At 61.0% G+C, this 24335-nt stretch carries 28 protein-coding genes; 12 read left to right on the forward strand and 16 right to left on the reverse strand.

The features are described 5' to 3' along the window. Nucleotides 1–235: AIR carboxylase family protein (locus MOV61_RS17010; RefSeq protein WP_247137423.1), on the reverse strand; the 235-nt coding region annotated here is incomplete at its 3' end. Nucleotides 236–245: 10 nt separating this feature from the next. Continuing rightward, nucleotides 246–449, reverse strand: a complete 204-nt coding sequence (locus MOV61_RS17015) for a YdcH family protein (RefSeq protein ID WP_037077103.1) — start codon at nt 447–449, stop codon at nt 246–248. 230 nt (nt 450–679) lie between these two features. On the opposite strand from MOV61_RS17015, the gene MOV61_RS17020 reads away from it, so the two are divergent. After that, the gene (locus MOV61_RS17020) at nt 680–856 is read left to right on the forward strand and encodes a YdcH family protein (protein WP_038544999.1); all 177 of its coding nucleotides are present in this window, start codon (nt 680–682) and stop codon (nt 854–856) included. Nucleotides 857–1008: 152 nt separating this feature from the next. Here MOV61_RS17020 and MOV61_RS17025 read toward each other — a convergent pair whose 3' ends face one another. Together MOV61_RS17025 and MOV61_RS17030 are read right to left on the reverse strand one after the other, a co-directional pair. Beyond that, complete coding sequence (locus MOV61_RS17025) at nt 1009–1269, reverse strand: helix-turn-helix transcriptional regulator (protein ID WP_038544997.1); 261 nt, start codon at nt 1267–1269, stop codon at nt 1009–1011. 114 nt (nt 1270–1383) lie between these two features. Continuing rightward, entirely contained in the window at nt 1384–2154 is a 771-nt protein-coding gene (locus tag MOV61_RS17030; RefSeq protein ID WP_038544994.1) for a sulfite exporter TauE/SafE family protein, read from the reverse strand. A 117-nt stretch (nt 2155–2271) separates the two neighbouring features. On the opposite strand from MOV61_RS17030, the gene MOV61_RS17035 reads away from it, so the two are divergent. Together MOV61_RS17035 and MOV61_RS17040 are read left to right on the forward strand one after the other, a co-directional pair. After that, nucleotides 2272–2925 carry a thiamine phosphate synthase gene (locus MOV61_RS17035; protein ID WP_247137424.1) on the forward strand — a complete coding sequence of 218 codons (654 nt, stop codon included), beginning with the start codon at nt 2272–2274 and terminating at the stop codon, nt 2923–2925. Next, nucleotides 2925–4070, forward strand: a complete 1146-nt coding sequence (locus MOV61_RS17040) for a tetratricopeptide repeat protein (RefSeq protein ID WP_408962392.1) — start codon at nt 2925–2927, stop codon at nt 4068–4070. Before MOV61_RS17035 ends, MOV61_RS17040 begins: the two co-directional genes overlap by 1 nt. Before the next feature lie 110 nt (nt 4071–4180). Here the strand turns inward: MOV61_RS17040 and MOV61_RS17045 are convergent, their stop codons facing one another. Then, nucleotides 4181–4516: a hypothetical protein gene (locus MOV61_RS17045; RefSeq protein WP_247137426.1), complete on the reverse strand. Its 336-nt coding sequence runs from the start codon at nt 4514–4516 to the stop codon at nt 4181–4183. A gap of 198 nt (nt 4517–4714) precedes the next feature. On the opposite strand from MOV61_RS17045, the gene MOV61_RS17050 reads away from it, so the two are divergent. The 4 genes from MOV61_RS17050 (at nt 4715) to MOV61_RS17065 (ending at nt 7982) form a co-directional block, all read left to right on the forward strand. Then, complete coding sequence (locus MOV61_RS17050) at nt 4715–5515, forward strand: inositol monophosphatase family protein (protein ID WP_038544985.1); 801 nt, start codon at nt 4715–4717, stop codon at nt 5513–5515. 136 nt (nt 5516–5651) lie between these two features. Beyond that, nucleotides 5652–6704, forward strand: coding sequence for a flagellar motor protein MotA (locus tag MOV61_RS17055; RefSeq protein WP_247137427.1), 1053 nt, complete (start codon nt 5652–5654; stop codon nt 6702–6704). A 3-nt stretch (nt 6705–6707) separates the two neighbouring features. Next, nucleotides 6708–7739: a peptidoglycan -binding protein gene (locus MOV61_RS17060; protein WP_038544979.1), complete on the forward strand. Its 1032-nt coding sequence runs from the start codon at nt 6708–6710 to the stop codon at nt 7737–7739. A 24-nt stretch (nt 7740–7763) separates the two neighbouring features. Then, nucleotides 7764–7982 carry a hypothetical protein gene (locus MOV61_RS17065; RefSeq protein WP_247137428.1) on the forward strand — a complete coding sequence of 73 codons (219 nt, stop codon included), beginning with the start codon at nt 7764–7766 and terminating at the stop codon, nt 7980–7982. On the opposite strand, the gene MOV61_RS17070 is transcribed toward MOV61_RS17065, so the two are convergent. Together MOV61_RS17070 and MOV61_RS17075 are read right to left on the reverse strand one after the other, a co-directional pair. After that, a complete protein-coding gene (locus MOV61_RS17070; protein ID WP_247137429.1) occupies nt 7966–9249 on the reverse strand; it encodes a glucoamylase family protein in 1284 nt (427 codons plus the stop codon). The genes MOV61_RS17065 and MOV61_RS17070 overlap by 17 nt on opposite strands. 108 nt (nt 9250–9357) lie before the next feature. After that, entirely contained in the window at nt 9358–11154 is a 1797-nt protein-coding gene (locus MOV61_RS17075) for an ABC transporter transmembrane domain-containing protein (protein WP_247137430.1), read from the reverse strand. Between the two features lie 187 nt (nt 11155–11341). Between MOV61_RS17075 and rpmE the strand changes: the two genes are divergently transcribed. Beyond that, nucleotides 11342–11563, forward strand: a complete 222-nt coding sequence (gene rpmE, locus MOV61_RS17080) for a 50S ribosomal protein L31 (RefSeq protein WP_007775493.1) — start codon at nt 11342–11344, stop codon at nt 11561–11563. A gap of 84 nt (nt 11564–11647) precedes the next feature. Beyond that, nucleotides 11648–12298, forward strand: a complete 651-nt coding sequence (locus MOV61_RS17085; RefSeq protein WP_247137431.1) for an AAA family ATPase — start codon at nt 11648–11650, stop codon at nt 12296–12298. A gap of 68 nt (nt 12299–12366) precedes the next feature. Here the strand turns inward: MOV61_RS17085 and MOV61_RS17090 are convergent, their stop codons facing one another. The 3 genes from MOV61_RS17090 to MOV61_RS17100 all read right to left on the reverse strand — a co-directional run bounded on the left by MOV61_RS17090 (nt 12367) and on the right by MOV61_RS17100 (nt 14831). Further along, the gene (locus MOV61_RS17090; RefSeq protein ID WP_038544967.1) at nt 12367–12879 is read right to left on the reverse strand and encodes a DUF1465 family protein; all 513 of its coding nucleotides are present in this window, start codon (nt 12877–12879) and stop codon (nt 12367–12369) included. 465 nt (nt 12880–13344) lie between these two features. Continuing rightward, nucleotides 13345–13536 (reverse strand): DUF1192 domain-containing protein, encoded by a 192-nt coding sequence (locus MOV61_RS17095; RefSeq protein ID WP_247036121.1) that lies wholly within the window; start codon nt 13534–13536, stop codon nt 13345–13347. After that, nucleotides 13533–14831, reverse strand: a complete 1299-nt coding sequence (locus tag MOV61_RS17100) for an MFS transporter (RefSeq protein WP_247036123.1) — start codon at nt 14829–14831, stop codon at nt 13533–13535. Before MOV61_RS17100 ends, MOV61_RS17095 begins: the two co-directional genes overlap by 4 nt. Before the next feature lie 189 nt (nt 14832–15020). Here MOV61_RS17100 and MOV61_RS17105 point away from each other — a divergent pair, with 189 nt between their 5' ends. Next, entirely contained in the window at nt 15021–15188 is a 168-nt protein-coding gene (locus tag MOV61_RS17105; RefSeq protein WP_167551677.1) for a hypothetical protein, read from the forward strand. Between the two features lie 21 nt (nt 15189–15209). On the opposite strand, the gene MOV61_RS17110 is transcribed toward MOV61_RS17105, so the two are convergent. From MOV61_RS17110 to MOV61_RS17130, 5 genes are all read right to left on the reverse strand, one after another. After that, a complete protein-coding gene (locus tag MOV61_RS17110; protein WP_247137432.1) occupies nt 15210–16127 on the reverse strand; it encodes a PhzF family phenazine biosynthesis protein in 918 nt (305 codons plus the stop codon). Between the two features lie 112 nt (nt 16128–16239). Then, a complete protein-coding gene (locus MOV61_RS17115) occupies nt 16240–16686 on the reverse strand; it encodes a hypothetical protein (protein WP_247137433.1) in 447 nt (148 codons plus the stop codon). Nucleotides 16687–16816: 130 nt separating this feature from the next. Continuing rightward, complete coding sequence (locus MOV61_RS17120; protein WP_247137434.1) at nt 16817–17848, reverse strand: class I fructose-bisphosphate aldolase; 1032 nt, start codon at nt 17846–17848, stop codon at nt 16817–16819. A gap of 185 nt (nt 17849–18033) precedes the next feature. Then, nucleotides 18034–19239, reverse strand: a complete 1206-nt coding sequence (locus MOV61_RS17125) for a phosphoglycerate kinase (protein ID WP_247137435.1) — start codon at nt 19237–19239, stop codon at nt 18034–18036. Between the two features lie 170 nt (nt 19240–19409). Then, a complete protein-coding gene (locus tag MOV61_RS17130) occupies nt 19410–21257 on the reverse strand; it encodes a potassium/proton antiporter (protein ID WP_247137436.1) in 1848 nt (615 codons plus the stop codon). A 739-nt stretch (nt 21258–21996) separates the two neighbouring features. Between MOV61_RS17130 and MOV61_RS17135 the strand changes: the two genes are divergently transcribed. Both MOV61_RS17135 and MOV61_RS17140 read left to right on the forward strand, forming a co-directional pair. Further along, nucleotides 21997–22896, forward strand: a complete 900-nt coding sequence (locus tag MOV61_RS17135) for a hypothetical protein (RefSeq protein WP_247137437.1) — start codon at nt 21997–21999, stop codon at nt 22894–22896. A gap of 29 nt (nt 22897–22925) precedes the next feature. Further along, a complete protein-coding gene (locus MOV61_RS17140; protein ID WP_247137438.1) occupies nt 22926–23273 on the forward strand; it encodes a ribonuclease E inhibitor RraB in 348 nt (115 codons plus the stop codon). Nucleotides 23274–23655: 382 nt separating this feature from the next. Here the strand turns inward: MOV61_RS17140 and MOV61_RS17145 are convergent. Beyond that, nucleotides 23656–24335, reverse strand: a 680-nt coding sequence (locus MOV61_RS17145) for a type I glyceraldehyde-3-phosphate dehydrogenase (protein WP_247137439.1), incomplete at its 5' end; no start/stop codon positions are given.

The following is a 24335-nucleotide window of genomic DNA, read 5'->3' on the forward strand; positions in this document are numbered from 1 at the left end:
CGGCAGTCATGCCGGGCAGGTGTGCCGCACCGCCGGCACCGGCGATGATGACCTGGAACCCTTCGGCGCGGGCGCCCTTGGCGAACTGCATCATCCGCTCCGGCGTGCGGTGCGCCGAGATGATACGGGCCTCGTAGCCGATATCGAGCGCTTCCAGCGTATCGGCGGCGTTCTTCATGGTTTCCCAGTCGGACTGGCTACCCATGATGATGGCGACGGCAGGTCTTTCAGACATGGCGGGACCCTTACGCGATAATGTCGGGAACAATCTGATCTTCGAGCTGAGTCATCTTGTCCTTCAGCGACAGTTTCTTCTTTTTCATGCGCTGCACGCGAAGAGCGTCGCAGCCGACCTGGATCATGGCATTGATGGCGGCGTCGTAATCCTCGTGTTCCTGTCGAAGTTTCGCGAGCACCAGCCGGACATCCGCCTGTTCCTGATCTGCCATATTCCAGTCCCCATTCTCACGCCCGGCATTTCAGCGGTCGCCGGCATTCTCCGCAAGCCTCTACCACCAAACCGCGTTAACGGGAAGTTAGACAAGGTCACGAATTTGCCTCCTTGAAACCATGATTTCACCTTCGACAAAGCCAGCCGATCGTGTCACACTTCCTTCGTAAACCTGAAGCCTCGGCATTAGGGAATGCCGTGGTAGGTACTAAGGAAGGAACATGCCACATGACCGTCCAGGCTCATATCGCATCGCTTGAAAAGAAGCATGGTGCTTTGGAGGAGGAGCTCCAGGCAATTCTCGCGTCACCCTCCGCCGACGACCGTGAAATAGCCGATCTCAAGCGGCGTAAGCTGCGCATCAAGGACCAAATGCAGCGCATAAAGGCATCCACGCGTCATTAGTTCCTCAGTAGAAGAACCCGCCGCTCGCCCATTGTTTCATCAGTTAGAGGCACATAATCAAAGCGGCAAAATAATCCAGAAATATCAATGACAAGGTTCTGGTCGTGGTGCAGGGGACCACAAAATCCAAAAAGATTAAAAAGCCCCGGTCGTCACGACCAGAACTGATCGAGCCACAGGTTCAGCCTGTCGAAGCCCTTGCTGTTGACGGAATAGATGCGCCGCGTGCCTTCCGCCGTCACATTCACCAAATTGCTGTCCAGAAGCGCCTTCAAGTGCTGCGATACCGCGGGCCGGCTGATCGGCAGGCCTTGCGCAAGTTCGTTTACGGTTTTCGGGGCGCGCCGCAATTCCTCCAGCAGATACCGCCGGTTAGGATCAGCTATGGCTGCAAAGGGGTCAACGGTTGTCATGCGTTGAACTTACGGTAAACGCCCGGTGACGGCAAGATTTATTGTGCATCGCAACAATATGGATTGCCTTATTTTGCGTTGCTTTTTTAGCGACGCCGCGCCTGCATTGCCGGGTCAGAACGGCAGACCGTCCCACAGCAGTTTCAATCCCGCACAGAATGCCAGACCGTAAGTCATCGGATAGAAGGTCTCCGCCTTCAGATGCTTGACGACGGCTGCGCCGAGCATGGTCGCGATCAGGGCCACCGGCAGCAGGGTCGCGGATATGGTGAGGTTCTCCGCGTCGAGCGCGCCCAGCAGGAAATAAGGGATGACCTTGACGGCGTTGACGATCGCGAAAAAGCGGATGCTGGCGCCGGTGTAGGATTTCGGATCGAGCCGCATCGGCAGGACGTAGATCTGGAAAGGCGGTCCGCCGGCATGGGCGACGAAGCTCGCGTAACCGGACAAGGCGCCCCAGAACGTGGCGGCGGCCGGGCGGTGCGGCAGGGGAGCCGCCGGCCGGTTGGAGCGAGGACCGTAGACCTGCCAGAAATAACGCACAGTAAACAGGAGCGTCGCCGCGGCGATGACGAGGCGCAGCGCATTGTCGGAGACATAGGCCGAGGTCGCCCAGCCGAGCGCGATGCCGATGATGCCGCCGGGCAGGATCATCAGCAGCGTTCTGGGATCGTTGAAGTTCCGCCAGGACCATAATGCGACGATGTCCATGACGATCAGGATCGGCAGGAAGATCGCCGCCGCCTTGACCGGGTCCACGGCGAGCGACATCAGCGGCACGCCGAGCAACCCGATAGCGCCGCCAATGCCTCCTTTCGAGAGGCCGACAAGCAGAACGGCGGGGATGGCGAAGGTGAAGAACGCGAAGCTAAGCGTATCGGGCATGAAGACTCAGGCGGGTGATGAGGGAATGGTTGATCCGGCAGGCGGTCCGGTCTATCGAATTTGCGGACAGAAAACGAGTGCGGATTTCATAAACCGATCCGCCGAACGGGAAGAAACATGACCAGACAGGAAGACCGCTGCCGCCTGGTGCTGATCGTGCCGCAATATGACGATGCCGATCAGCAGGCCAGGGATCTCGAAGCAGCGCTTGCCGGCGGCGATGTCGCCTCGGTGATCGTGCCGCAATATGGCCTCGACGACCAGGCCTTCCAGAAGCGCGCGGAGGCACTGGTCGAACTGATCCAGGCGGCGGGTGCTGCCGCGCTGATCTCCGGGGACAGCCGAGTGGCCGGGCGCATCAAGGCGGATGGCCTGCATCTTGGCGGAGACCTCACCGAGCTGGGAGAGGCGATCGAGAAATTCGTGCCGAAGATGATCGTTGGCACCGGCGGGGCGGGCGACCGGCATCAGGCGCTTGCGATCGGCGAACATCGTCCCGACTATATCTTCTTCGGCAAGCTCGACGGTGATATCAAGCCGGAAGCACATCCGAAAAACCTCGCGCTCGGCGAATGGTGGGCATCGATGATCGAGATTCCCTGCATCGTCATGGGCGGCACCGATACCTCCTCGGCGCTTGCCGTCGCGGAGACCGGCGCGGAGTTCGTGGCGCTCAGGGAAGCGGTATTTTCCACCCCCCAGGGCCCCGGCGCCGCGGTCGCCGAAGTCAACGCAATTCTGGACGAAAAAGCGCCACGGTTTGGGGCTTGATGGATCCCATGCCGTCGAACCGCCTTTCCCGCGTGATTCTCAAAGGGCTGCTGGCGACGTTCATCGCTTCGGCGGCAATGCCTTGCCTTGCGCTGGCGCAGGCGAATTCCAGGGCCGTGACCCGGCCGGTGGAGCCCAATTTCCAGCCGATGAAAAAGGGTCGGGTCGAGATCCAGCCGGTTCCGGGCTCAGCAAAGGGAACCAAGGAGCCAGATGGCCAGCCGAGCGGGATCGTTCCCTCGGGCGGCGTCGAACTCTACCAGCGGATGGGCGCAGCCCTGCCGCCCGCGCCGCCTGAAAAAGCCTATACCGGTACCGTCGACGATGCCTACGGGGCCTACCAGCGCGGGTTATACCTGACGGCGCTCGACAAGGCGCTGACCCGGGCCGGAGCCGGCGATGCAGCGGCCCAAACCCTGGTCGCGGAGATGATGACCAAGGGGCTCGGCATCAAGCGGGATGCGAAGACAGCGGCATACTGGTATCAGAAGGCGGCGGAAGGCGGCGATCCAGCTGCGATGTTCCAGTATGCGCTGCTGCTGATGACCGGCCGGGATGTGCCACGCGACAAGCGGCAAGCCGACGATTTCATGCGCAAGGCGGCAGAGGCCGGCAATGCCTCGGCGCAGTTCAACTGGGCGCAGATCCTGGTTTCCGAAAATCCCGGCGACAAAGGCCTGCGTCTGGCACTGCCCTTCTACGAAAAATCTGCAAGGCAAGGCGTTGCCGATAGCCAATATGCGGTGGCGCAAGTCTATGTGGCGCTGAAGGACCTGCCGGCGGAAAAGAAGGCGCGGGCCCGCGAATGGCTGGAGCGTGCCGCAGATGCCGGTTTCGACACCGCGCAGCTCGACATGGGCCTCTGGATGGTCAACGGCATCGCTGGAGAGCGCAACTACGAAAAGGGTTTCGAATGGCTACGGATCGCGGCCCATCGCGGCAATGTCGTGGCCCAGAACAAGCTCGCCCATCTCTATATCAACGCGCTCGGCACCCGGCCCAATCCGGTCGAGGCGGCAAAATGGTACGTGCTGTCACGCCGCGCCGGCCTGCAGGACCCTGAGCTTGAAGACTTCTATCTCGGGATCAACGAGGAAACTCAGCGCCAGGCGATCGACGCGGCGAACAAGTTCCGGCGTGGGTGAGGCCTGCTCCGGCAAAGCCGGAGCAATCGATCCAGTGAATCGATTGCAGGGCCGAACGCGCTGAGCCAAAGCGAAGCGCCGGGAGACGGTGCGGCAAATAGCCGGCCCGATCAATTCGCCGACAAAGCGTGGCCGACGATCATCGCGTGACCTCCCGCCAAAACGGCAATCACGAAGATCCAGAGGGCCATATAGAGTACCGGCTTATCGGCAGCCCTGCGGTCGAAGCGTCGGGTCAGCGCAAAGATCGCCGTCGAGACGAGTGCGGCGGCCGGGATGATCGACAGCGCGAAGGGTGCGGGCGCATAACGGTCGGGCGTGCCGTCGAGGCGGAAATGCACGGCAAGGTCTGCACCTGGCGTTATCATGAACCAGGCTGCGAGCGATGCCGCGGCCATGGTGGCAAGCAGCGCGAGGCTTAAGGTCAGCGGTAGCGTAGCCTTCATCCTGCTTCCTCCGTGATACAGCCGGGACAAGATGGACCCAGTTTTGCAGACGCGGTCAGCGGCGGCAATGCCCGCGTTTCGGCGGACGACTTGAATTTCGCGCTGTTTTATGGTCTTGAAGCCGCCAATCAAAAAATCGCTCATAAAACGCCGTCCCGTCCAGACGACAAGTCGGGACAACCCCCAAGGATTTCCCGCATGGCCCGCTCCGCCCTTCTCAACGTCATGGTTCAGGCTGCCCTCAAGGCAGGCAAGTCGCTCTCCAGGGATTTCGGCGAGGTGCAGAACCTGCAGGTTTCGGTGAAGGGCCCCAGTGATTTCGTGTCTCAGGCGGATCTGAAGGCGGAAAAGATCGTCCGCGACGAGCTGCTGAAATCGCGTCCGACCTACGGTTTCCTCGGTGAGGAAAGCGAAGAGCTGAAGGGCACCGACGGCGCGCATCGCTGGATCGTCGATCCGCTCGACGGCACCACCAACTTCCTGCATGGCATTCCGCAGTTCGCAGTCTCCGTTGCGCTCGAGCGTAATGGTGAAGTGGTTGCCGGCGTCGTGTTCAACCCGGCGACGGACGAGCTGTTCACCGCCGAAAAGGGCGGCGGCGCCTTCATGAACGATCGCCGCATCCGCGTCGCTGCCCGTCGGGTGCTGTCCGATTGCGTGATCGGCTGCGGCATGCCGCATCTCGGCCGCGGCAATCACGGCAAGTTCCTCGTCGAACTGCGCCACGTCATGGGCGAAGTGGCCGGCATGCGCCGCTTCGGCGCGGCGGCTCTCGACCTTGCCTATGTTGCTGCTGGCAGGCTCGACGGCTTTTGGGAAACCGAGCTTTCGCCGTGGGACATGGCGGCGGGCCTGATCCTTATCCGCGAGGCTGGCGGGTTCGTCTCCGACATGAAGGGCACGACGGATATCTTCGGCAGCGGCAATGTCGTAGCAGGCAACGAGCTCATCCAGAAGGCGCTGATCGACGTCGTCAACCGGCCCGTTCCGACCCGCTGAGGCATTTTTGCGCCACCGCCCAGCTTAGCGCTGCAGTACTGAATAGCTGACTGTTTTCCTAAGCTTCTGCACTTCAATTCGTCGCATTTTTCAACTAGCCTCCGGGCCGGCAGACTACCGGAGGCGAAGGCTTATTATGGCGAATGCGACAGTGGACGATTTGGACGCGTCTGAAACGAACCGCGGCGGTTATGCCTATAAACTGTCCAATCCCGCATCGTTTTTATGGACGATGCTGATCTTCCTGATCATCGTCGGTTTCGTCGCGTCGATCCTCTACCGCCAGGCTGCGCATGCCTTCCAGACCAATCCGGGCCTGAACGGCCTCATTCTCGGCGTTCTCCTGATCGGCGTGATTCTGGTTTTCAACCAGGTGATCGCCCTGATGCCGGAAGTGCGCTGGTTCAATTCCTTCCGCGCCGCCGGTAACGCCGACAAGGTGGGCCGCGAACCGCGCCTGCTGGCGCCGATGCGCACCCTGATCGGTAGCCGCCGCAGAATGGCGCTGTCCACCAATGCCTTCCGCTCCATCCTCGACACGATCGGCACGCGCCTCGACGAATCACGCGACACCTCGCGCTATCTCATCGGCCTGCTCGTTTTTCTCGGCCTTCTCGGCACGTTCTGGGGCCTCATCCAGACCATTGGCTCGATCAGTAACGTGATTGGGGCGCTCGACCCGAATTCCGGCAGTTCCAACGACGTGCTCGCCGCCATCAAGAGCGGCCTTGCCCAGCCTTTGGCCGGCATGGGCACGGCGTTTTCGTCCTCGCTGCTCGGCCTTTCCGGATCATTGATTCTGGGCTTCCTCGACCTGCAGGCCGGCCGCGCCCAGAATCGCTTCTACACGGAACTCGAAAACTGGCTGTCCTCGGTGACCGATCTCGGATCGGACATGCCGCCGGTCGTCGCCGAAACCCTCGCGAGCGGTTCCTCGGAAGATTTGAGGGCGCTGACGGAGCAGCTGCGTGCACTCGCATCCGCCCAGACTAAGGGCCCTGTCGACGCCCATCAGAACGAGCGGTCGCTGTCGGCCATGGCCAATCTTGCCGAAGGAATCCAGGGCCTCGTCAAGAACATGCGCAACGAACAACAGATGCTGCGCGACTGGATCGAGGCGCAGCAGGAGGAATCAAAGGCCTTGCGCCGCACGCTCGACCGGCTTTCCGACAAGATCGGGGGGAAGTAAGCGATGGCGCTTGGCAAGAGCCGCCGTCGAGAGCGGGGCGTCGACTATTGGCCGGGTTTCGTGGATGCGCTGTCCACGCTGCTGCTCGCCATCATGTTCCTGCTCACGGTGTTCGTGCTGGCGCAGTTCCTGCTCAGCCGTGAAATCACCGGCCGCGACGAGGTCCTGAACCGGCTGAACAGCCAGATCGCCGAACTGACGGAACTGCTGGCGCTTGAAAAAGGCAATAATCAGGATGTCGAGGACCAGCTTGCCAACCTGCAATCGTCGCTTGCCACGGCCGAGGCAGACCGCTCGCGCCTGCAGCAGCTTCTGAGCCAGGGCACCGGCAATAGCAGCGCCGCCAATGCCCGCATCGGCGACCTCACCAACCAGCTCAACCAGGAACAACAGTTGAGTGCCCGCGCGGCAAGCCAGGTCGAGCTGCTCAACCAGCAGATCGCCGCGCTGCGGGCCCAGATCGCGGCTGTCGAACAGGCACTGCAGGCCTCGGAGGCCAGAGACTCGTCGTCGCAGGCGCAGATCTCCGATCTCGGCCGGCGCCTCAACGTCGCGCTGGCGCAGCGCGTCCAGGAACTGAACCGCTACCGCTCGGATTTCTTCGGCCGGCTGCGGGAGATCCTGTCGGACCGCGAGAACATCCGCATCGTCGGCGACCGTTTCGTGTTCCAGTCGGAAGTGCTCTTTCCGGTCGGCGGCAACGAACTCGATCCGGCCGGCCGGGTCGAGATGGACAAGCTTGCGGCGGCGCTGCTGGATCTTGCCAAGGAAATACCGGCCGAGATCAACTGGGTGCTGCGCGTCGATGGTCACACCGACAATTCGCCGCTTACCGGCACCGGCCGTTATCGCGACAACTGGGAGCTTTCCTCGGCCCGGGCCACGTCGGTGGTCAAATACCTGATCTCCAAGGGCGTGCCGGCCAACCGGCTCGTCGCTGCCGGTTTCGGCGAGTTCCAGCCGCTTGCCCAAGGCGACACGCCCGACGCCCGCTCCCAGAACCGCCGCATCGAGCTGAAGCTCACCGAGCGGTAATCGGCCACGGGGAAGACTTAAGTGATGGCCGAAGACAAGCCGGATATGAGCGTCCTCCTGAAGGAGGTCGCGGAAAGCCCGAAGCGGGACAACAGCGTCTACCACAAGGCGATGGCCGAGGCGCGCCAGGCCTTCGAAGATGCCGAATCTGCCCTCGGCGGCCCGGTCGAGGTGCGCACCAAGACCAAGATCAAGCGCAACGGCGACTATGTGGTGAAGTGGACGTTCAGGCGCCTGGACTAGGCATTTCCGCCGCGATGGAATGGGTGCTCGACGTGAACCCCAGCCGCTCCAGGCCGCGACGCACCTCGGGCGCGTTCATGAACAGGCGCCACAGCAGGCCGGACCGATAATTTTCGATCATCGCGATGATCGGGCCCTGGTCGATAGCAAGGTAAGTGCCGGCCACCCAGTCTGTCTTCGGCACGAAGGCGTCGACAAAGCCGAATGCGCCGAGCAGTTTGCCATCGCCATACCGAAGCAATGCGCGCATGGCGCTTTCTGCCTCGGCGGGCAAGAAGGGGAAGCTCGACAGGGCCGCGGTCGGGGCGATGACGCCGCGGTCGAATGTCGGCGAATGGGCACCGTACCCTTGCGGTCCGTCGGATGCGCTGAGGCCCCAGACCCCGGCATCCGCATAATCGGGCACGGCCAGGCAATAATCGTGGTTGATGCGCGTATGGGCCACGGCCTGGCTCTGGTAGTCGTTGCAATAGCGGTCGCTCAGGCCTCTCGGATCGAGCACGCAGAACGAATAATGCGAGATGAAGAGCGGGCCGCCATAAGGCTCGCCAAGAGGGAGTTCGGTTCCGAGATAGGTCGCGCCGTTGCGCATGGCGCCAGACCGGGCCCAGCCCGCATGGTAACTCTCCGGCTTGATCGGATGGGTATTGGAGCCGGCCGCCAGGACATAACAGGACAAGGCCTCGTTCCAGCCGCGGATCGGCAGATTCATCGCCCAGCCGTAGTTCGGGCTCCAGTGCCAGTAGAGGGCTTCATCCTTGCCGCGGGTGAACCAGTTCCATTCCACCTCGTCGAACAATCGCGTGATATCTGCCCGCAATTTCTCTTCCCGAGCGGTCCCACCGGCGAAATATTCCCGTGCGCAGATCAGGCCCTGCATCAGCAGCGTCGTTTCGACGAGGTCGCCGCCGTCGTCCCGTCCGGAGAAGCGGATGACGTCGTTCGTCGAGCCGTCGATGAAATGCGCGAATGCCCCGCGGAAAGTTGGGGAGTGCCTCAGATGATCGATGATGGTCGATATGCGCGCCAGTGCCTGCGAACGGGTGATCCATCCGCGTTCCGAGGCGACGATGATGGCAAGGACCCCAAAGCCGACGCCGCTGACCGATACGATGCCGGGAGAAGGCGCGCCCGAAACGAAGCACTTGTCGAACGGCAGCCCTGATTCGGGATGGGCACCATCCCAGAAGAAGCGAAAGGTTTGGGACTGTATCTTGTCGAGGCAATCGTCGAGGGTTGGGCTGGGCGGCAATTGACTGAAATTCATGATCTCAAGCTTCTGGCGGCAATGGTATCTGCGATACTAGCGGTTCTGCAGTAGGTAGGCACTCGGTGCGCCCGATTTAGACCAAGCGAAACACGTTGGCGTGAAGGATCAGAGCGCCGTGGCGCTCTGCCGTTCGATATCGTGGAACTGCAGCCGTGCAAGCTTGGCATAGAGGCCGCCCTCGGTGATCAGGCTTTGATGGGTGCCTTCTTCGACGATCCGCCCGTCTTCCAGCACGAGGATGCGGTCGGCTTTGAGAACTGTCGCCAGGCGATGCGCGATGACCAGCGTGGTGCGGTTCTCCATCAGCCCGTCGAGCGCCTTCTGGACCAGCGTTTCGCTTTCCGCGTCGAGTGCCGAAGTCGCCTCGTCGAGCAGCAGGACCGGTGCGTCCTTGAGAATTGCGCGGGCGATGGCGATGCGCTGGCGCTGGCCGCCGGAAAGGGTGATGCCGCGCTCGCCGGCCATGGTGTCGTAGCCATTGTCGAGCCGCGAGATGAACTCATCTGCCTGGGCGGCTTTTGCCGCGGCGCGGACAGCCTCGCGGCTGGCATCCGGAGCGCTGAAGGCGATGTTGTCATGGATGGAGGCGGCGAAGATGGTCACGTCCTGGGGTACGATGGCGAGGCGGGAACGCAGTTCGGCGAGCCTTGCCTGGCGCAGGTCGATGCCATCGAGCTTCACCGACCCGGCGGAGGGATCATAAAAGCGCAGCAGCAGCGAGAAGATCGTGCTCTTGCCGGCACCGGACGGCCCGACGATCGCCACCGTCTCGCCGGATTTCACCTTGAACGACAGGGAATTCAATGTGATGGCGCTGACGCGGGCGGGGTATGCGAAGGAGACCGCCTCGAACTCCACTTCACCGCGCGGCGGGGAGGGGAGTGCGACGGGGTTTTCGATATCGCGGATGGCCGGGACTTCCTGCAGCAATTCGGTCAGCCGTTCGGCGGCGCCGCCGGCTGCGGAAAGCTCACCCCAGACTTCGGAAAGCTGGCCGAGGGAACTTGCGGCAATCACCGAATAGAGCACGAATTGCCCGAGCGTGCCGGCGGTCATGGTGCCGGCCAGCACGCTCTGGGCGCCGTACCAGAGCACGCCGACGATGCTGCCGAAAACAAGCAGGATGCCGAAGCCGGTCAAAAGCGCGCGGGCCTTGATGGCGGTGCGAGCGGCGTCATAGGCGCTTTCCACCGTGCCGCCGTAACGGCCGTTGGCGGTCGCCTCGCCGCCGAAAGCCTGTACGGTGCGGGTCGCGCCGATCACTTCGGATGCGAAGGCGGAGGTCTGGGCAAGCGTGTCCTGGGCGGCGCGGGAGCGTTTTCTGACCGAGCGGCCGAAACCGACCAGCGGAAAGACGATCAGCGGGATGGCGCCGAGCACCAGCGCGGACAGCCGCGGGCTCGTATAGATCATCATTCCCATCGCGCCGAGACAGAGGATGGTGTTGCGCAACGCCTGCGAGGCGGAGGAGCCGAAGGCGGACTTGATCTGGGTCGTGTCGGCGGTCAGCCGCGAGACGATCTCGCCGGACTGGTTGACGTCGAAGAACGACGGCGACAGCGACGTTACATGCGAGAAAACCTCGCGGCGCAGGTCGGCGACGACCCGTTCGCCTATGGTGATGACGTAATAGTAGCGCATCGCGCTTGCGACGGCGAGGAGGGTCGCCAAGGCCAGCAGCATGCCGAAATAGTTGTTGATGAAATGGCCGTCGGACGAGGCAAAACCGTGATCGACCATGCGGCGCACGGCAAGCGGCAGAGCGAGCGTGGTTGCGGCGGCGAGCGCCAGGAAAACGATTGCCGCGGCGACCATCGAACGATACCGGGCAAGATAGGGAAGGAGCCTTGCGAGCGGTCTTAAGGCTTTGCCTCTCGGCTGGTTTTCTCGGGCGTCTGCCACGTCATCTCCATAGGCTCGAAAGGCTCATTTCTCGGCCTTGCGGGTACTTGTACTTCCGGCGACCTTCCTGTATAGGCTCCGCATCGAATTGGGAAGCCGTGACCAGACCGGTCTGCGGCTTCATTTATTAAAGAGGCCTCTCGCTCGCAATTGCGACAAATGGACCTCGCAGAGCAGGAATATCGACATGAAGGCTGGCATCCATCCGCAGTATCACGTGATCAAAGTGGTCATGACCGACGGCACCGAGTACGAAACCCGCTCTACCTGGGGTTCGGAAGGCGCAACCATGAACCTGGAAATCGACCCCAAGTCCCATCCGGCTTGGACGGGCGGCAACCAGCAGATGCTGGACCGCGGCGGCCGCGTTTCCAAGTTCAACAAGCGTTTCGGCGGCCTCGGCCTCTAATACGCTTCTTGACGGAAGAGTTTCGAAGAGCCTGGCGGAAGCCGGGCTTTTTTCGTTTCGTGGTGTTCTGGCGGGGAGGAGCCGTTGCAAGAACAATCCGATATTCCGACCGCGTCCCGCCGGATCGTGATCATGGGAAACGGCGGGTCCGGCAAGACTTGGCTGGCGCTAAGGCTGGCAGAGCCGCTTGGCCTGTCGCTCGTTCACCTCGACGACGTGCACTGGGAGCCGGGTCGCTACGGAATTGCGCGCGACCGGGCCGTCGTGCACGAGGATGTCCGGTCGATCGCAGCGGGTGAAGCCTGGCTGATCGAAGGCGTCTATGGCCTCTACGTCGGCATCGCCCTGCCGAGGACAACGACGTTGATCTGGCTTGATCTGAGTGAAGACGAGTGCGTGGCGAATATCATGCGCCGCGGCATCCAGGGCGGCGAGAGCCAGGGGTCATTCGACGGGCTGGTCAAATGGGTGTCGGAATACAGAGTTCGAAAGAACAATTGGAACTCGTTCGATGCTCACCTGAAGCTTTATGAAAGCTTCTTGGGCCAGAAGGCGCGGCTGACGAGCCGGGACGAGATCGATGCCTATGCGGAGAGCCTTCTGCCGATGCCAACCGATAAACATGATTGGCTGAAAGCGGCGGCACAGCGGAGCCACCTCACGGCCGATGCGCTCGATGCCGTCATCGAGGCAGTGGAGCGTGCCGAGATGGACCCGAACATTCGAAGGCGTTGACAGAAATGAAAAGGGCCTACGCTTGGCGTCGGCCCTTCGTTTGATCCTATCAAATAGCGCGACGGCAATCAGTTGCCGAAGGCGGTGCGCAGCAGGCTGAGCTGGGCGCGGACGCTGTTTTCGTTGTCCGGGAGAACGGCGGGGTCGGCCGGGCGGTAGATCTCGCGATCGAGAATGGCGACCCGGTTCTGGAGGCGCAACGAACGCTCGACGAGGTCACGGAAACCTTCCGGCAGGTCGAGCCAGCCCGGGGCATTGCGGTCGACGTTGAAGCCGTCGAGACGGACCTTGCTCTTTTCCGACATGACCTGCTCGCGGCTCATCTCGCCATTGTTGACGGCGCGCTGCAGAAGCAGCCAGGAGGCCATCTGCATGAGGCGGGTGGTCAGCCGCATGGACTCGGCCGCATAGAGAACCGATGCCATGCGCGGCAGAACCTTCGAAGCAGCGCGGCCCGTACCGTCGAGATAGCTCGCGGTCTCCTCGACCAGCGACATACCTTCGGAGTAGAGCGCCTTGAACTGCGAAGACGCAGCGGCACGGCCTGCAAAACTTACGGTATTCAATCCCTGTTCGGACATCGAAATCATCCTGCTCAACGCAATCACATTCAGGCAATGACAACGGCGGATAAAAGTTCCCATGCCGTTCTGACTGATCTGAACATGATACTTATAATGGAAATCCGCAAGGCGTTTCTTAAGGAAAGGTTAATACCCACAAGAAGTGGTAAACAGCCGCCATGTTCCTGAAATGAGACGCATTTTGGCGTCCAATACAACAGTTTGTTTCTGTGGGAAAGCCGGTTGAAACCCTTGCCTCCGCGGTATCGAGGGCAAGGAGCCGGGGCCGGGCCGGCGCGGCCATAAAAAAAAGAGCCGCGGAAAGGCGGCTCTCAAGGTAAAACAGGGAGAAATCAGACCATTCGCCGAATGGTGAAACTGTCTGAGTCCAGGAAGCCTGAACGCTTTTATATTGTTCGATGATGCTTAATATAGTCTTAACATTAAGGGGAAATACTTAAAATAATTGGCGAGCGGCAGCGTTCAGGAACGGAACAGACTGTCGGCCGCGCGCCGGCCTGCGGCCTTTTTCTCCTTCTCGGCCTCGATCCGGTCGATCTCCTGCCTCAGCAGGCCGATTCGCGATTCGAGTTCATCCACGGACAGCATGGAGAGGTCGCAGCCGAGTTCGTGGGTTGTCGGTTTCTTCGGCCGTTCATCGTCGATAATGCTCATGACGTCTCCTTTCCGGCATTCGTGTCTGGCCTGGCATTCTCCGGCGTCGAACCGCCGGTCTTGGCGCGCGGGTCGAGCGACAGGCTCTCGGGCGTGGCAAGCGGCGAGGTCGAGGCCGGTGCGGTCGTGTAGGCGTCGCGCTCGGCGATGGGAACCGGCGCTCGCTGCCGGCTGCGAATGATAGCATAGGCGGCGACCAGAAGATGCGCCCCGGTCGTCACCGCAAACAGTGCATGCGGGCCCGCCCAGGTCATTACCGGGCCGCCGAGCGTCGGGCCGATGATGGTTCCGATCCCATAAAGCAGAAGCAGGCCGCCCGAGACTTTTACGAAGTCCTCGGGAGCGGCAAAGTCGTTGGCATGCGCGACCGCGATCGGATAGAGCGCGTTGGCGGCGGCGCCATAGATCGCTACCAGCACGACGATCTGATAGGTGCCGGTCGGGTGGATGACCAGGATCGCCAGGCCCGCGAGGGCTGCCGCGGCCGAAAGGCCGGCAAGGACGTGGCGGCGGTCCATCCTGTCGGACAGCCGGCCTGCCGGAAACTGCATGATCGCACCGGCGAAGAGGGTGATGCTGACCATCGCCGCCACCGCGCCCTGGTCGAGGCCGGCGCGGGTGGCGAAGACGGCGCCGAGCGTGCCGTAGGCGCCGTTGGCGGTGCCGATCAGCAGGATGCCGATGCAGGAGATGGGCGAGTTGCGGAAGAGGCCGCGCAGATCCAGGCGTGCGCGTTTCAGCGGTTGCGGCGAGGCGGCCTTGGACAGAGTGGTCGGCAGCGCTGCGAGGCTGTAGAAAATGCCGCAGATCATGAACAGCGTCGGTGTCGAAATATCCGCGAACGGCACCATCAACTGGCCGCCGACGACGCCGAAAAGGGTGATCGAGATATAGAACGAAAAGATGGTTCCGCGGCTTTCGCTGGTGGCGCGCTCGTTCAGCCAGCTTTCGATGATCATCGAGGTGCCGGCGGTGCAGAAACCGGTGATGGCGCGCAGGACCAGCCAGGTGTTCTGGTCGACCATCAGCCCGGTCAGCAGCACGTTCAGGCAGATCAGCGACAGGAAGCCGGAAAAGGCGCGGACGTGGCCGATGCGGCGCACCACGTTCGGCGCCACGAAGCAGCCGATCACGAACCCGGAGGCCCATGTGGTGCCGAGCAGGCCGAGCACTTCGTTGGAATAACCTTCCTGCGCGCCCCGCACCGGCAGAAGCAGGCTCTGCAGGCCATTGCCGAGGAAAAGGAGAAGCGTACCGCAAAGGAGGGCGAGGATTGGAAGGAGGTTTCGTCTCATCTTTGCTACTGTCAGCTCTTTGCGCGAATGCGATCAATCACGGGACCGCAGGCAAGCATTGTTGCATGCGAATGAACCGGGCGTTAACGAAAGCGAAGCGGACTATCTATTCCCCGAATCCCTCCGCATCTATCTGTGGTGGAGCGCAAAAATGTCCAGCCTGTGGCGGATGAGATCGGCAAAGCTTAAATGACAAAGCCAATCGCGGTTCTTCTGATCCTCGCCATGCTGGTACAGATCATCAAGCCGCTCAATCTTCCAGGCTTAAGGCGCCGGAGCGATTTCTGGAGGCTCGCCGTCGTCGCCTTCGCGGTCTGGAGCATTGCGCTGATCCTGCGCGAATTCACCACGCTCTAGAGCCTTTAACCCTGAAAGGCTCTAGACATCGATCGAGCCGCGCATGACGGACACGCAGCGGCCGGTGATGGTGACGTCGGTGACGGTTCCGGCCGCCTTCGCCACATCGAGTTCGATGATGCTGCGGCGGCCCATCTCGACACCCTGCTCGATCGTCAGATGCACCCTGGCATCCGTCTCCGGTGCACGCGTCACCAAGAAGGCGGAGAGGGCGGCAGACGCGCTGCCGGTCGCTGGATCCTCCATGATGTTGTCGAGCGGCGCGAACATGCGGGCGCGGAAGTTCCAGTGCTTTTCCGGGTTGCGGACATAAAGGAAGATGGGGAAGTCGCCTTCGGGACCCTCGTGCTTTGCGGCTGCCTCGTGGAAGACGGTGATGTTCGGCCGGGCGGCGGCAAGTGCTTCGAGACCGTCTAGTTCGGCGATCGCGAAGGCGAGGCCAACCGAGGCGAAGCCCGGCTTGTGGGCGGTGGTGCGCACATGTTTCGCATCGATCGAAATGCAGCCGGCGATCAGGCCAGGCTCGATCTCCGAGCCGATTTCCAGCGGCCGCGGTGCGCGGATCGTGGCGCCGATCACGCCGGTCGGTTCACGCAGCAACCGGACTTCGACCAGGCCGGCAATCTCCTCGAAACGGAGCGTATCGGCGACCGGCTTGCCGAACAGGTGGGGTCGTTGGCCAAGCACATAGGCGGTGCCGACATTGGGGTGGCCGGCAAAGGGGATTTCCATCGTCGGGGTGAAGATGCGTACCCGTGCGCTGTTTTCAGGGTTTTCGGGCGGCAGGACGAAGGTGCTTTCGGCGTAACCGAATTCGATGGCGATGTTCTGCATCTGCCGGTCGGTGAGCCCACGCGCATCCGGCACCACGGCGAGCGGATTGCCGGCGAAACGTTCGCTCGTGAAAACATCGACGGTGACGAAATCGGCGGTCGGCATGGCGAAAATTCTCCGGGAGCGATGCCGGATTTAAAGCCTCATCAATCGCCATGACCAGCCAATGTTTTTGATCGGCATCATCACGGAAATGAAACCGGCCAGCATCACCGGCTCAGGCAAGGCCGTGGTCCCGCATCGCTTTCTCCTCGTCGCCGGTGATATAGGCGAAAATCCTGGGGGTGCCGTCGGCGACAGTCACCAAATAAAAATTGGTGAACCGGACGTTGCCGGCTTCGCCCGCCTTGTTCACGTAGGAAAAATCCCAGCCAATTTCGGCAAGCGCATGAAGATCGTTGAGGCAGGTGATCTTCACGCCGGTTATGTCCATCCGCTTGCCGCCGACCTCGCGATATCGGGCAAAGCCCTGCGGGATCACTTCGCGGAATGCCGCGTCATTGGCTCCGCCGAACACGGCCTGCGGTGTCGAGCCGACGAAATAGGCGGCGAAGAACGCTGCGATGCCCGCGATATTCACCGACGCCGCATCCTTGAGGGCATCATTGCTGGTCCGGCCGTACTCGTCGAAAAGCCTGCGGACCCTGGTTTCCATTTCCATCATGGCAACCTCCATTCACGCAATGAACGCCGCTTCGCCCTTTCGGTTCAATTGGATTTTGAGGTGGCGACACAACAGAAAGGCCGCTCCGTTGCCGAAGCGGCCTTCTTCCTCCTCCTTGAAAAGGCGCTCCTCAAGCAGCCTTTTCGAGATCCTTCTTCCAGCTTCCCTTGGCGGCGAGGCTGTTCATCTCGGCGCGATGGGTGAAGGCGCGCTGGCCGGCTGCGACATTCTCGGACTTGCCGCCCCAGGCCTTGAGGGCTTGGTCCTGCAGGGCGCGGCCGTAGGAAAAGGTCAGCCCCCAGGGCAGGTCGTAGCCGGAGTTCATCGCCGAAAGATGGGCGGTCGCTTCTTCCGACGACTGACCACCGGAGAGGAAGGCGATGCCCGGAACCGCGGGCGGAACGGTTGCCTTCAGAACCTTAACGGTCCGCTCGGCCACTTCCTCGACCGAGGCCTTGCGGGCCTTCTTGCCGTCGATGACCATGTTCGGCTTCAGGATCATGCCTTCGAGCTTGACGCGGGCGTCATAGAGGTCGGCGAAGACGGTGCGCAGGACCCATTCGGTCACTTCGGCGCAGGTATCGATGCTGTGGGTCGCCGGTTCGCCATCCATCAGCACTTCCGGCTCGACGATCGGCACGATGCCGGCCTGCTGGCAGAGCGCCGCGTAGCGGGCGAGCGCCTGCGAATTGGCCTTGATCGAGCCCCAGGTCGGCAGCTTCTGCTCGGTGGAGATGGCGATCACGCCGCGCCATTTGGCGAAACGGGCACCGGCTTCATAATATTTCGCGAGCCGCTCGCCGAGGCCGTCGAGGCCTTCGGTGATGGTTTCGCCCGGGAACGCGGCCATCGGCTTGGCGCCGGTATCGACCTTGATACCCGGGATCGACCCGGCGGCCTTGATGATATCGACGAAAGGGGTGCCGTCAGCGGCCTTCTGGTAGAGGGTTTCCTCGTAGAGGATGACGCCCGAGATGCACTTCTTCATGGCGTCGTCGGAGCGGAACAGCATTTCCCGGTAGTCGCGGCGGCTTGTTTCGGTCGATTCGAGATTGATGCTGTCGAAGCGCTTCTTGATGGTGGAGGTCGATTCGTCGGCGGCCAGAAGGCCCTTGCCGTCGGCGACCATCTTCACGGCGATGTCTTCAAGACGTTCAGTCATTTTCGGTTCTCCCAAAGCTCATGAAATGCGGATAACAGAAGTTATTTTAAAGGGAAATCCTACGGTAAGCTATTGAAACGATTGAAATGCTTTCAATCGTTTAAAACATCTAAAATTTTTTAAACCAGTTAACTCGGGAGCGCGCCGCCCTATATGGCACGCGCTCCGTTTCGGAAAATGACAGATCAGGCGGCCTTGATCAGCACCGAGACGCCCGGCAGATCCTTGCCTTCCATCCATTCCAGGAATGCGCCGCCGGCAGTCGAGACGTAGGAGAAGTCGTCGGCAGCGCCTGCGTGGTTGAGGGCGGCGACGGTATCGCCGCCGCCTGCAACCGACGTGAGCTTGCCGGCCTTGGTCTGCTCTGCCGCGTGTTTGGCGGCAGCGACCGTCGCGTTGTCGAACGGCGCGATCTCGAAGGCGCCGAGCGGGCCGTTCCAGACGAGCGTCGAGGCCTTGGAGATCCATTCGTTGACGGCTGCTACCGACTTCGGTCCGACGTCGAGCATCATGGCATCAGCCGGGATCTTGTCGATATCGACCACTTCGTTGGCAGCACCTGCCTTGAACTCGCGGGCGACGACGCCGTCGACCGGCAGCACGATGGCGCAATTGGAGGCTTCGGCTTCCGCCATGATCTTGCGGGCCGTGTCGGCAAGGTCATGCTCGCAAAGCGACTTGCCGACATCGATGCCCTGTGCCGCGATGAACGTGTTGGCCATGCCGCCGCCGATCACCAGCGCGTCGACCCGTTTCACGAGGTTCTGCAGCAGGTCGATCTTGGTCGAAACCTTGGCGCCGCCGACGATCGCAACGACCGGGCGGGCCGGATTGCCGAGGCCCTTTTCGAGCGCTTCGAGTTCTTCCTGCATGGTGCGGCCGGCATAGGCGGGCAGGTGATGGGCGAGGCCCTCGGTCGAGGCATGGGCGCGGTGGGCTGCGGAGAAGGCGTCGTTGACGAAGATATCGCCGTTCTTGGCGAGCGCCTCGGTGAAGCCCGGGTCGTTCTTTTCCTCGCCCTTGTGGAAACGGGTGTTTTCGAGCAGCAGGATATCGCCGTTCTTCATGCCGGCGATCGCCTGTTCGGCTTCCGGACCGATGCAATCGGAGGCGAAGAGGATCTTGTGGCCGAGGACCTGGTTGACGGCAGAAACGATCAGCGACAGCGACATGTCGGCGACCGGCTCGCCCTTCGGACGGCCGAAATGGGCAAGCAGGATGACCTTGGCGCCCTTCTTCGAGAGTTCCAGAATGGTCGGGGCGACGCGCTCGATGCGGGTCGCGTCGGTGACCTTGCCGTCGGCAGCAACGGGAACGTTGAGATCGACGCGCACAAGCACGCGCTTGGCTGCGATATCGGTGAGGTCGTCGAGGGTTTTGAAGGCCGGCATGATGCTAATCCATTTACTCGGAAAGTTCGTAGCGGACCTTACTATGCCTGACCGGCGACGCAAGACGATTGGTCGCTGCCATCCATATTCCGTCTGCGGCAGATAAGCCGCACGCCGATTCTACCGCGACAATGCAGCGGGTGGAGGATTTTATTTGAGCTTTCGCTACTCTACGCCGGGCCTTCGGGCGGCACGGCGCCCGGTTTCACGGGGAGGTGCTTGCCTCGGTATTTGCGGATCAGATCACGGACGCGGTGGGCGATCTCGCGCATGTTGATGAAGATCGGCAGATTGGTCGCCGGCTCCACGGGTTCCAGCGAAATGCCGATGCTGCGGACATGTTCGTGCTCGTCCAGTTCGCGCACGATCAGGATGATCGAGCCGAAGCGGATACGGTCGGCATAATCCGCGCGGCCGCCGAGCCGCGAGGTCACCAGGTCGCCGACGGTCATGTTCTGCTCGTTGGCAGAAAGCAGGCCGGGGCCGTAGGCGGCGTCGAGTTCCTTGGCGGGCCTCGTCGGCGAGATCGCGAACGCGCCGAAAAATTCCGCATCGTCCTCGTCGACCGGCACCTGGCTTGCGAAGATGCGGTCGAGCAGTTTCGAATAGGCGGGGGAGATGAACAGGTAGACCTGGTCGTTCTCCTTCAGCCGGCCGGCATATTGGTAACGCATGCTGCGGCCGTCGCGGATGACCAGCGATGGCATGGCCCAGCGGGGGATGCGCTCGCCCTGCAGGATCGGGCTGTCCTTCATGACGCGGTAGGAGATCAGCTCGTGATGGGCGGTGCCCGGCAGGTCGAGCTCGATCTTGTCGACGGCGCCGATGCGCGGCGGAATGATGAGGCCGAGCTTGTGGGCGACCGGCTTGATCGTCCAGCCCTGGACGAGGAGGGAGACCAGCACGATGATGAAGGTGGTGTTGAAGAAAAGCTGGCCGTTTTCGACGCCGCTCAAGACCGGCATGATCGCGAGCAGAATGGAGACCGCGCCGCGCAGGCCGACCCAGGCGAGGAAGCTGGTTTCCTGCTGGGTGAAATCATAGGGTAGCAGGCTCAGCCACACGGCGATCGGCCGGGCGACGAAGATCAGGAAGAGCGCCAGCCCGATCGCCGGCAAGAGGATAGCCGGGAATTGCGAAGGCGTCGCGAGCAGGCCGAGCACCAGGAACATGATGATCTGCGCAAGCCAGGTCAGCCCTTCGTTGAAGCGGATGATCTGTGGCTTGGCGAACATCTTGCGATTGCCGGAATAGATGCCGGCCACATAGACCGCCAGGAAGCCGCTGCCGCCCATCGCGCCGGTGAAGGAAAAGACGAGAAGCGCCAGCGTCAGCACGAAGATCGGCGCGAGGCCCCGGTCGGAGGTGAAGCGGTTCAGCACCCAGACGATCATCATGCCGCCGAACAGGCCGCAGATGACGCCGAGCCCCATTTCCTCGACGAACAGGAAAAGGAAATGCAGGTCGAGGCCGGAAAGGCCCTGGCCGGTCGCCAGAAGCTCGGCGAGCGCAATCGTCAGGAAGATCGCCATCGGGTCGTTGGTGCCGGACTCGACTTCGAGCGTCGAGCGCACCTTGTCGCGGATGTTGATGCCGCTGACGCGCAGCAGGAAGAAGACGGCGGCGGCATCCGTGGAGGCGACGATCGAGCCGAGCAGCAGGCCTTCGAGCCAGTTGAAATTGAGAAGGATCATCGCGCCGAGGGCAAAGATTCCGGTCGTCAGCAGCACCCCGATCGACGCAAGCGTGATCGCCGGCGCCGCGGCAAGGCGGAACGAGTGGATGGGGGTCATGAAGCCGGAATCGAACAGCACGATCGCCAGCGCCAGCGATCCCAGCATGAAGGTGAAGGAATAGTTCTCGAATCGGATGCCGAGGCCATCGACGCCGGCGAGCAGGCCGATCGACAGGAAGATCAGCAGGAGGGGAGCGCCAAAGCGGAAGGCAAGGAGGCTCGAAAGGGCAGCCGCCAGCACCAGGACCGTGCCGACCAGCAGGACGATATAAAAAGCCTCCACCTATAATCCCTTCCTTCGCACCTCTCGCCGACACCATCCCCGTCCGCAGCCCCGAAACCGGAACTGTGCCACGCCGCAACGCGGCCATGCAAGAATGGGGCAGATCCCGGCCGAGGGCCAGGCGAATCGACTGATCGATTAGGCGGGAACAATTCCGGCAAGAGAAGGGCAGGGGATAAAAAAGACGGACCAGTGCCTTGGTGCCGGCGGCTTTTCACTTTTCTGTCCAGCGTCCCGTCCCAAAACCGGTACCCACTTTTGGGGCGCTGGATTATCGGAGAGCCCACACGAATGCGGAACCTCATAGTAAAATAATAGTATGGCTCCGCATTCGCGTGGCCTTCGGCGTTCTTTTGGGGCTTCCGGCCCCTACAGGTGATCATCTCGCCTCGCTGCGTGGCTTTATTCGCGCCCATCCTTTCGGGACAGGCTTGCCACTTGCACGGCTCAACCGAACCGGACATGGCTGTCCGGGGGAGGCTTGATAGGGTTGGGGTTGCCCCTAACCCATGGCTTTCACCTCTTCCACCATCCCCGCACGTTACGGTTCCGATAAAAGCGCCGGCTCCCGCCTGCCCGCGAACGTCTCGCGAAACACTCCGGTGGTGGGAGCGGGGGGATTGTAGGCATGGATTGGAGGGGTGGGGACAATTCGGAACGAATATTTTTCGTTGTGCCGCAGAAATCTGGAACACTTCTGTAGCGGCGACTCCCATTACCTACTGTGGATTTGAAAATCGTGACTATTGACGGCCAGGTCTTAAAATCAGAAGTTGAAATTCGGGGGGCGAATCATGCGCCCTGCTGCGCTTTTATGGGTATGGAGCTTTTTATGAATTCCTTTTTCATTAGGCTTGCGGCTCGTTTTTTGAGCCTGTTCCTTGTGTCCAGCATGATATTTGTTTCATTTGGGTCAGCGGCAAATGCTCGATTTATTTCGCCCGATACCTGGGATCCCACGGCGCCCGGCGTAGGGACAAATCGATATGCCTATTCCGAAAATGATCCTGTCAACAGAAGTGATCCAAGTGGCCACTCCGTAAGCCCCGACGTCTCTGATTATGGAAGTGGAGGCGCAGACGGAAGCGGGAACGACAGCGCCGTTGAACAGTCTGAGCAATCAAAGGCTGTTACGGAAACCGCAGACACACGCGTAAACGACCGGGATAAAAAGGAGCAGGAGCTGGGATCTACCCCAGTGGCGACTATGGCGGATCCGCCCGGTTCTAAAAAGTTCGACTTGGTGGGGCCTTTTGGCGGCGGAGGGAGTGGAAGTCGTGCAGGTGGCTGGGGAAGAAGCGGTGCAGGTGGCGGGGGAAGAAGCAGTACCCCGGAATCAACCCAAGCGCCCACATCAAAAAGCAGAGAAACTGGCTCCTATACTAATACTCACGAAAGTGGGAAAACTTATAGCGGCAAGGGCAGCCGCGAGCGCTCTCAAGAAAGCGGCCGGAGGGTAGAAAAAGAAACAGGCGATAAACATACTGCTACAGATTGGACAAAATCACCGGATTCAAGAGGTGCGTTCAAGGATGAATCTCAGAGGATGGATCAAACCGGTGGACCAAAATCAACAGACAATTATAATAAAATAGAATCTCCTGGATCGAAATATAGATCTCAGGATGAGGGGTATTAGTAGTCTAAACAAATATAGTGAAGGGCCTTATGGAAGATAGCTTTCCTGATGACGAAAATGGCGACGTACTTCGCCGCATGAAAGAGCAAGGCGACGACTTGTCTTCTCCGCGGGATGTGGATTTTTCCGTTGTATTTCCTGATGAAGCTTCAGCAATAAAATTTATCGCGCGTATTGAGAAGCAATTCGAAAAGGTAAGATATTCGGAAATAGAGACTTCGCGCCCCCTAAAATGGGATGTAACTGCAACCCGATTTATGATCCCATCTCATCAGGAAATTACGCGGACGGAACAGTTATTAGAAAAATCCGCCGCTTCTTTTGGAGGAGAAAATGATGGTTGGGGCTGCTTTAATATAAATAACCCTCCTGTATGAAAAGATAAGCAAGCAATAGGGAAGCGTTTAAAATTTATGCTCTCTACAGAGCTGAGCTTACTTGGCTCGCCCATCTTTATCATTCGTGCGGCTGAGGATTACCTCCTTCCGAGCAGCCTGCCACCCTGGCGTGAACGGTGAGTCCTCTCTTGCCGTTCCTGATCGCTCTCACTGACCTGTTCCCTAGGTTATGTCGCCGCCCTTTTGAACCGCTCCTATAGCGCATCGAGCCGCGACCTTTGGAGCGTGATCCATGTGCTGAGCCTATCGAGGTTGCAGGCAACTACCTCCCTAACCACCATGCCCACAAACAAAAACCCCCTCCCTTGCGGGAGGAGGTCCATATCTTGCCGGTGCCGCCCGAAGGCAGCATCTGTGATGCTCAGATGAGCTTGGCAAGCGCGACCGACGTGTCGGCCATGCGGTTCGAGAAGCCCCATTCGTTGTCGTACCAGGAGAGGATGCGGACGAAGTTGCCTTCGAGCACCTTAGTCTGGTCGATCGCGAAGATCGAGGAATGGCTGTCGTGGTTGAAGTCGCGGGAAACGAGCGGCTCTTCGGTGTAACCGAGGATGCCCTTCAGGGCGCCGTTGGATGCGGACTTGATCGCTTCGTTGATTTCGGCAACCGTGGTCGTCTTCTTGGCGACGAACTTGAAGTCGACGACCGAGACGTTCGGGGTCGGCACGCGGATCGAGGTGCCGTCGAGCCTGCCCTTGAGGTGCGGAAGCACCAGGCCGACGGCCTTGGCGGCGCCGGTCGAGGTCGGGATCATCGAGAGCGCTGCAGCACGGGCGCGATAGAGGTCCTTGTGCATCGTGTCGAGTGTCGGCTGGTCGCCGGTGTAGGAATGGATCGTGGTCATGAAGCCATGATCGATGCCGACGGCGTCGTCGAGGACCTTGACGACCGGAACCAGGCAGTTGGTGGTGCAGGACGCGTTGGAGATGACCAGGTGTTCCCGGGTCAGCTGATCGTGGTTGACGCCGAAGACGACGGTGAGGTCGGCGCCGTCGGCAGGCGCCGAGACGATGACGCGCTTGGCGCCGGCGGTCAGGTGCG

Source organism: Neorhizobium sp. BETTINA12A, assembly GCF_023006485.1.
Classification (GTDB): Bacteria; Pseudomonadota; Alphaproteobacteria; order Rhizobiales; family Rhizobiaceae; genus Neorhizobium.